Annotated in this window: 8 protein-coding genes; 4 read left to right on the plus strand and 4 right to left on the minus strand. The window is 79.0% G+C overall.

The annotated features are described in order from the left end of the window. Positions 1-25 precede the first annotated feature (25 nt). The 3 genes from GTR00_RS10590 (at position 26) to GTR00_RS10600 (ending at position 3,906) form a co-directional block, all read left to right on the plus strand. Entirely contained in the window at positions 26-1,054 is a 1,029-nt protein-coding gene (locus tag GTR00_RS10590; RefSeq protein ID WP_166611590.1) for an AAA family ATPase, read from the plus strand. Positions 1,055-1,106: 52 nt separating this feature from the next. Continuing rightward, on the plus strand, positions 1,107-2,414 hold the full coding sequence (locus GTR00_RS10595; protein ID WP_166611591.1) for a DUF58 domain-containing protein: 1,308 nt from the start codon (positions 1,107-1,109) through the stop codon (positions 2,412-2,414). A gap of 64 nt (positions 2,415-2,478) precedes the next feature. Then, a complete protein-coding gene (locus GTR00_RS10600; protein WP_166611592.1) occupies positions 2,479-3,906 on the plus strand; it encodes an AAA family ATPase in 1,428 nt (475 codons plus the stop codon). Positions 3,907-3,920: 14 nt separating this feature from the next. On the opposite strand, the gene GTR00_RS10605 is transcribed toward GTR00_RS10600, so the two are convergent. Continuing rightward, entirely contained in the window at positions 3,921-4,919 is a 999-nt protein-coding gene (locus GTR00_RS10605) for a stage II sporulation protein M (RefSeq protein WP_166611593.1), read from the minus strand. Between the two features lie 121 nt (positions 4,920-5,040). On the opposite strand from GTR00_RS10605, the gene GTR00_RS10610 reads away from it, so the two are divergent. After that, positions 5,041-5,931 (plus strand): RDD family protein, encoded by an 891-nt coding sequence (locus GTR00_RS10610; RefSeq protein ID WP_323132389.1) that lies wholly within the window; start codon positions 5,041-5,043, stop codon positions 5,929-5,931. Between the two features lie 6 nt (positions 5,932-5,937). On the opposite strand, the gene GTR00_RS10615 is transcribed toward GTR00_RS10610, so the two are convergent. The 3 genes from GTR00_RS10615 to GTR00_RS25750 are packed head-to-tail and all read right to left on the minus strand — an operon-like array spanning position 5,938 to position 6,997. Continuing rightward, on the minus strand, positions 5,938-6,240 hold the full coding sequence (locus GTR00_RS10615) for a hypothetical protein (protein WP_166611594.1): 303 nt from the start codon (positions 6,238-6,240) through the stop codon (positions 5,938-5,940). Further along, a complete protein-coding gene (locus tag GTR00_RS10620; RefSeq protein ID WP_166611595.1) occupies positions 6,237-6,617 on the minus strand; it encodes a DUF202 domain-containing protein in 381 nt (126 codons plus the stop codon). Before GTR00_RS10620 ends, GTR00_RS10615 begins: the two co-directional genes overlap by 4 nt. Beyond that, on the minus strand, positions 6,614-6,997 hold the full coding sequence (locus GTR00_RS25750) for a YidH family protein (protein WP_166611596.1): 384 nt from the start codon (positions 6,995-6,997) through the stop codon (positions 6,614-6,616). The genes GTR00_RS10620 and GTR00_RS25750 overlap by 4 nt, the downstream gene beginning before the upstream one ends. Positions 6,998-7,156 lie beyond the last annotated feature (159 nt).

Here is a 7,156-nt window from a genome sequence, read left to right on the forward strand (position 1 = left end):
CCGCGAACCCCACGGAGGGCACCACGTGAGCGAGACCCCGGTCCAGGGCGCCGACGCGCCCGTCGGCACCACCGAGCCCGCACCGCCCGCCGGCGGCGCGGCGGTGGAGGAGGCGCGCGAGGCGCTGCGCGCGGTGCGCCAGGAGGTCGCCAAGGCCGTCGTCGGCCAGGAGCCCGCCGTCACCGGCCTGGTCATCGCGCTGCTGTGCCGCGGGCACGTGCTGCTGGAGGGCGTGCCCGGCGTGGCCAAGACGCTGCTGGTGCGCACCCTGGCGGCGGCGCTGGAGCTGGACACCAAGCGGGTGCAGTTCACCCCCGACCTGATGCCCGGCGACGTGACCGGCTCGCTGGTCTACGACGCGCAGAGCGCGCGCTTCAGCTTCCGGGAGGGGCCGGTCTTCACGAACCTGCTGCTGGCCGACGAGATCAACCGCACCCCGCCCAAGACGCAGGCCTCGCTGCTGGAGGCCATGGAGGAGCGGCAGGTGTCGGTGGACGGGGTGCCGCGCCCGCTGCCCTCGCCGTTCATCGTGGCCGCCACGCAGAACCCCGTGGAGTACGAGGGCACCTACCCGCTGCCGGAGGCGCAGCTGGACCGCTTCCTGCTGAAGCTGACGCTGCCGCTGCCGGCGCGCGAGGACGAGGTGGAGGTGCTGGCGCGCCACGCCGCCGGCTTCGACCCGCGCGACCTGGCCGCGGCGGGCGTGCGGGCGGTGGCCACCCCGGCGCACCTGGCGATGGCCACCCGCTCGGTGCGGGCGGTGCAGGTCTCCCGCGAGGTGCTGGGCTACGTGGTGGACGTGTGCCGGGCCACGCGCTCCTCGCCGTCGCTGGCGCTGGGCGTCTCCCCGCGCGGGGCGACCTCGCTGCTGGCCGCGGCGCGGGCGTGGGCGTGGCTGTCGGGGCGCGACTACGTCTCCCCCGACGACGTGAAGGACCTGGCGCGCCCGACGCTGCGGCACCGGGTGCAGCTGCGCCCGGAGGCGGAGCTGGACGGGGTGAGCGTGGACGCGGTGCTGGACTCGGTGCTCAGCACCGTGCCCGTGCCCCGGTGAGGGCGCGCGGCGCGGTGGCGGGGGCGCGCGGCGCGGTGGCGGGGGCGCTGCGGTGGCGCTGACCGGGCGGGCGCCGCTGCTGGTGCTGCTGGGCCTGGCGCTGGTGCTGGCCCGGCCCGGCTGGGGCGCGGTGTGGGCCTGGCTGGCCCTGTCGGCGGTGCTGGTGGCCGTGGACGTGGCGCTGGCGGCCTCCCCGCGCGCGCTGTCGGTGCGGCGCACCCCCCTGCCGGCGGTGCGCCTGGGCGAGCCGGTCACCGCGGAGCTGCTGGTGGCCAACACCGGCCGGCGCCGGCTGCGCGGCGTGCTGCGCGACGCCTGGCAGCCCTCGGCGGGGGCGGGCCGGGACCGCCACCGCCTGGACCTGCCGCCGGGCGAGCGCGCCCGGCTGAGCACGGTGCTGGTGCCCACCCGGCGCGGGGACCGGCTGGCGGACCGGGTCACGGTGCGCTGCGCGGGGCCGCTGGGGCTGGCCGCGCGGCAGCGCTCGCTGCCGCTGCCGGGGCGGCTGCGGGTGCTGCCGCCGTTCTCCTCCCGCCGGCACCTGCCCTCGCGGCTGGCGCGGCTGCGCGAGCTGGACGGGCGCAGCGCCGTGCAGCACCGCGGGCAGGGCACCGAGTTCGACTCGCTGCGCGACTACGTCGACGGCGACGACGTGCGCTCGATCGACTGGCGCGCCACCGCCCGCCGCGACGCGGTGGTGGTGCGCACCTGGCGGCCCGAGCGCGACCGCCGCGTGGTGCTCGTGCTCGACGCCTCGCGCACCGCGGCCGCCCGGCTGGGCGGCGGGCCCGGCGGGCTGGAGGTGCGCCTGGACGCGGCGATCGAGGCGGCGCTGCTGACGGCGGCGCTGGCCGCGCGCGCCGGGGACCGCGTGGACCTCATCGCCCACGACCGGCGGGTGCGGGCGCGGGTGCGCGGCGGCTCGCGCGCCGGGCTGCTGCCGGGCCTGGTGGAGGCCCTGGCGGGCCTGGAGCCGTCGCTGGTGGAGGCGGACTGGGACGCGGTGGCCACCGAGGTGCGCTCCACGGCGCGCCAGCGCGCGCTGGTGGTGCTGCTGACGGCGCTGGACACCTCGGTGCTGGACTCGGGGCTGGTGACGGTGCTGGAGCAGCTGGCGGCGCGGCACACGGTGGTGCTGGCGGCCGTGGACGACCCGGCGCTGGTGCGGCTGGCGCGCTCGCGCGCGGACGCCGAGCAGGTGTACGCGGCGGCGGCCGCCGAGACGGCCGCCGCCGAGCGGGAGGCCGCGGCGGCGCTGCTGACGCGGCTGGGCGTGGAGGTGGTGCACGCCTCCCCCGACGAGCTCGCCCCGGCGCTGGCGGACCGCTACCTGGCGCTGAAGGCCGCCGGGCGGCTGTGAGGGGGGCTGCCGGACCCGCGGAAGTCGGTGGACGCGCCCGCCCGCGCACCCCCACGATCACCGGGTGGACCCCGACACCCGCCGGTTCGTCACCGCCGTGCGCACCTTCCTGGAGGAGGTCGTGCACACCCAGCGCGCCGAGGACGACGACGCCGGCCCCGGCCTGGCCGACGTCGTCGGCGCGCACCTGGGCACCGACGCCCGCCGGGTGCCGGTGGTGCGCGAGGAGGTGCCCCCGCACCAGTTCGCCGACCTGGACGTGGCGCTGGAGGAGGTGGCGCGCCGGGGCGGCGGCGAGCGCGTGGTGGGCGTGGCCGGTGGCGACCAGCGCGCCCACATGAGCTTCGCGGACCTGCTGGAGACGCGCTACGGCCGCTTCGGCACCGCCGCCCCGGACCGGGTGAACCTGCCGACGGGGCCGGGCTCCACCCGCCGCGCCCTGGCGCTGGGCGTGCGGCTGCTGCACCACGAGGGGGTGCCGGTGGCCGTGCTGCAGCGCGCGGCGCTGCAGCACGGCCCGTACCCGCACGGCATCGAGGTCGCGGCCGCCGACGAGGCGGTGGTGCCGGGCTTCATCGAGGGGGTGCGCCGCCTGATGCTGGAGCGCAGCGTGCTGCGCGGGCAGGTGCTGTCCTTCTCCCACGCGCCGTTCGACCACCACTCCTCGGCGGGCATCACGTTCCTGGCGCGCCCGGACGTGCCGGCCTCGGCGGTGGTGCTGCCGCCGGGCTCGCTGGAGCGCGTGGTGCGGCACGTGGTGGGCGTCGGGGAGGCGGCGGAGCGGCTGCGGGCCGCCGGCCAGCACCTCAAGCGCGGGGTGCTGCTGTACGGCCCGCCGGGCACGGGCAAGACGCACACCGTGCGGCACCTGGTCTCGCGCACCGCGGGCACGACCGTGGTGCTGCTCTCCGGCACGGCGCTGGCGCACGTGAGCACCGCCGCGCACCTGGCGCGGGCGATGCAGCCGGCGGTCGTGGTGCTGGAGGACGTCGACCTGGTCGCCGAGGACCGCGGCTCGCACCCCGGCGAGCGCCCGCTGCTGTTCGAGCTGCTGGACGCGATGGACGGCCTGGGCGGGGACGCCGACGTCGCCTTCGTCCTGACGACCAACCGCGCGGACCTGCTGGAGCGGGCGCTGGCGCAGCGCCCGGGGCGCGTGGACCTGGCGGTGGAGGTGCCGCTGCCGGACGAGGCCGCCAGGCGGGCGCTGTTCCGCCTGTACGCCGGGGACCTGCCGGTGTCGGCGGCCGCGCTGGACGCGGCCGCCGCACGCACCGAGGGGGTCACCGCGTCCTTCGCGCGCGAGCTGCTGCGCCGCGCGGTGCTGCTGGCGGCCACCGGCGGGCACGAGGTGGGCGACGCGGACCTGCGCCAGGCGCTGGAGGAGCTGCTCTCGGACGGCGAGCGCCTGACGCGCAGCCTGCTGGGCACCGGCTCGAACGACGGCGACGAGCGCGGCGACGAGCGCGGCGACGAGCGCGTGGAGGGCTGAGGGGCGCCCGCGCCTCAGCCGCGCACGGGGGCGACGTCACCGGCGAAGCGCGCCTCCACGTCGCCGGTCTCCCCCGCCGCCGCGGCGGGGCGGCCCAGCAGCACCACGTACAGCAGGAACGCGACCTCGGCGAGCACGCCGACGGCGATGCGCGCCGCCGTGGGCAGCGGGGAGGGGGTGACGAAGCCCTCGATGAGGCCGGAGACGAACAGGACGAGCACGAGCCCGAGGGCGACGCCGACCATGGCGCGCCCCTCGGTGGCCAGGGCCTGCGCGCGGCCGCGGGTGCCGGGCGCCACCCACGTCCAGAACAGCTTCGACCCCGCCGCCGCGGCGACGAACACCGCGGTCAGCTCGAGGATGCCGTGGGGGGCGATGAGGCCGAAGAACACCTCCCCGCGCCCGTTGTCCACGAGCAGGCCGCCCTGCAGGCCCACGTTGAGGGCGTTCTGCGTCAGCGCCAGCAGCACGAACACCCCCGTGATGCCCAGGACCACGCAGGTGGCGGCGACCACCGCGTTGTTCGTCCACACCCGCCCGGCGAACGAGGCGTGCGCGTACTCGGAGTAGTAGCCGGCGAAGTCCTCCTCGACGAGGCGGCGGATGTCCTCGTCGGAGCCGAACAGGCTGGCCTGCGCCCGGCTGTCGCCCGCGATCCACGCGCCGGCGGCGGTGGCGAGCACGAGGGTGTACGCGGTGGCGGCCAGGCTCCACCAGCGCAGCCGCCACAGCGCCGCCGGCAGCCCGCGCACGGTGAAGTGCCGCAGCTGGCGCCAGGCGGTGTACCGCGAGCCGGTCAGCCGGGAGCGGGCGCGCACCAGCAGCGTGGACAGCTCGTCGAGCAGCACCGGCTCGGACTGCGCCGAGCGCAGCACCGACAGGTGGGTGGCGGTGCGCTGGTAGAGGACGACGAGCTCGTCGGCCTGGACGCCCGTCAGGCGGCGCTGACGCACCAGGGCGCGCAGCCGCGCCCACTCCTGCTCGTGCACGGCCCGGAAGGCGTCGACGTCCACGCGCTCGAGCCTAGTGAGCGCGGCGGTGGGCCGGGGCAGTGCGCCGGGGCCCTGCGCCGGGGCCCTGCGCCGGGGCCCTGCGCCGGGGCCCTGCGCCGGGCGCGGCCGGTACGGTGCTGCGGTGGCCGCCAGCGACGTCCCGCCCCCCGCCGCCCCCGGCGGCGGGCCGTGGCGCCCGGGCGCGGGGCCGGGCGCGGGGGTGTCGCCGCGGGTGGTGGACCCCGTCGGGGACGTGGTCACCGGCGAGGCGGTCGTGCTGGGCCTGCGCGCGGCGTCCTTCGCCTCCCGGCTGCTGGCCGCCGCCATCGACGCGCTGGCGCACCTGCTGGTCCTCGGCGCGCTGCTGTACGTCTCGCGGGCGCTGCTGTCCAGCGCCGACGAGGCCGCCACCGCCGCGATCGTGCTGGCCGAGACGGTGCTGTGCCTGGTCGGCGTCCCCACCGCGGTGGAGACCGCCACCCGCGGGCGCTCCCTGGGCAAGCTCGTCGTGGGGGTGCGGGCCGTGCGCGACGACGGCGGCCCGGTGCGCTTCCGGCACGCGATGGTGCGGGCGCTGACGGGCTTCTTCGAGCTGTGGGCGCTGGCCGGCAGCCCGGCGATCGTGTGCGCCCTGATCAGCCCGCGCGGCAAGCGCGTGGGCGACCTGCTGGCGGGCACCTACGTGGTGCGCGAGCGCACCGCGGCCAAGCACGTGCCGCTGCCGCCGATGCCGCCGGAGCTGGCCGGCTGGGCCGGCAGCGCCGACATCGGCCGGCTGCCGGAGGGGACCGTGGTGGCCGCGCGGCAGTTCCTGGGCCGGGCCGCCTCGCTGCACGCCGCCTCGCGCGGGGCCCTGGGCGCCTCGCTGGCCGACGCGCTGCTGGCGCACGTGGCGCCGCCGCCGCCGGCGGGCACGGACCCCGAGCGCTTCCTGGCCGCGGTGCTCGTGGAGCGCCGCGACCGCGAGCTGGTGCGGCTGCGGAGGCGCGCCGAGCGCACCGCGGAGCTGGAGCGCTCCCTCGGGCGGCGCTGAGGCGCCTCAGCGCTCTCGCCGCGGCTCGCCCCGCTCCCCCGCGCCGCCCGCCTGCCCGGCCTGCCCGGCCTGCCCGGCCTCGCGCGGGGTGCGCAGCCGCCCGGTGGCCCACAGGTAGCGCCAGCGGGCGCGCACGTGCCGCCACCACGCCATCCGCGCGTGGTCCAGGCCGTGCTCGGTGGCGCGCGCGCGGTGGCGCTCGCGCTGGTGGTAGCGGGCGGCCACGTGCGCGCACGAGCGGACGAAGGCCACCAGCACGGCCGCGCCGCCCAGGACCGTCGCCCAGGCCGCGGCCTCGTCCAGGCTCACGGCAGCACCCCCGCGCCGCGCGCGAGCACCAGGGCCAGGGCCAGGGCGCCGAGGACGGCGCACGCGCCGGCGGTGAGGGCCTGCAGGTGCGCGGAGGCCGCCGGGTCGTCCAGGTCCCCGGCGCGCAGCAGCCGCTCGGTGGTGCGGCGCGCGCGCCGGGACGCCAGGACGTGCACCAGCACCCCGGTGCAGGTCGCCGCCAGCCCCAGCACCACCGCGCCGGCACCCAGCTGCGGCAGCAGCAGCCGCGTGGCCCCCAGGCCCGCCACGACGAGGGACAGGGCGGTGCGCCGCCAGGCCAGCGCGGTGCGCTCGGGCTGCAGACCGGCGTCGAAGAGGGCGGAGCCGCCGCGCGGCCCCGCGTGCTGGCCCCTCACCGCAGCAGCAGCCCGAGCAGGACGAGCACCCCGGCCAGGGCGGTGCCGGCGGTCAGCGGCGCGGCCAGCGCCGGCGAGCGCAGCGGCTCGCCGCGGCGCATGGCCCGCTCGTCGCGCGCCCAGCCGAACCAGGCCTGCGCGGGGGCGAGCAGGCCCAGGGCCACGAGCAGCAGGGCGGCGGCCAGGCGCAGCTGCGGCTGCAGCGGCAGGGCCAGCCCCTCCAGGGCGACGCCCGCGGCCAGCAGGGCCAGGGAGGTGCGGATCCACGCCAGGAAGGTGCGCTCGTTGGCCAGGGAGAAGCGCGGGTCCGGTTCGCCGCCGTGCTCGTACACCGAGGCCGGGAAGCGGCCGCGCTCCTCGCGCGGCGCCCTCGCGCTCACCGGTCCACCCTGCGCCCACGCCCCGCCCGCACGGCCCGATCATCCCCCGGGCCGCCGGGCACCGCCCCGCCGGGCTCACACCTCGATGTCACCACCGAAGTCGCCGCCGAAGTCGCCGCCGAAGTCGCCGCCGCCGTCGAAGCCCCCGTCGTCGAAGCC

The sequence above is a fragment of the Kineococcus indalonis genome, from assembly GCF_009906395.1.
In the GTDB taxonomy this organism is placed as follows: Bacteria; Actinomycetota; Actinomycetes; order Actinomycetales; family Kineococcaceae; genus Kineococcus; species Kineococcus indalonis.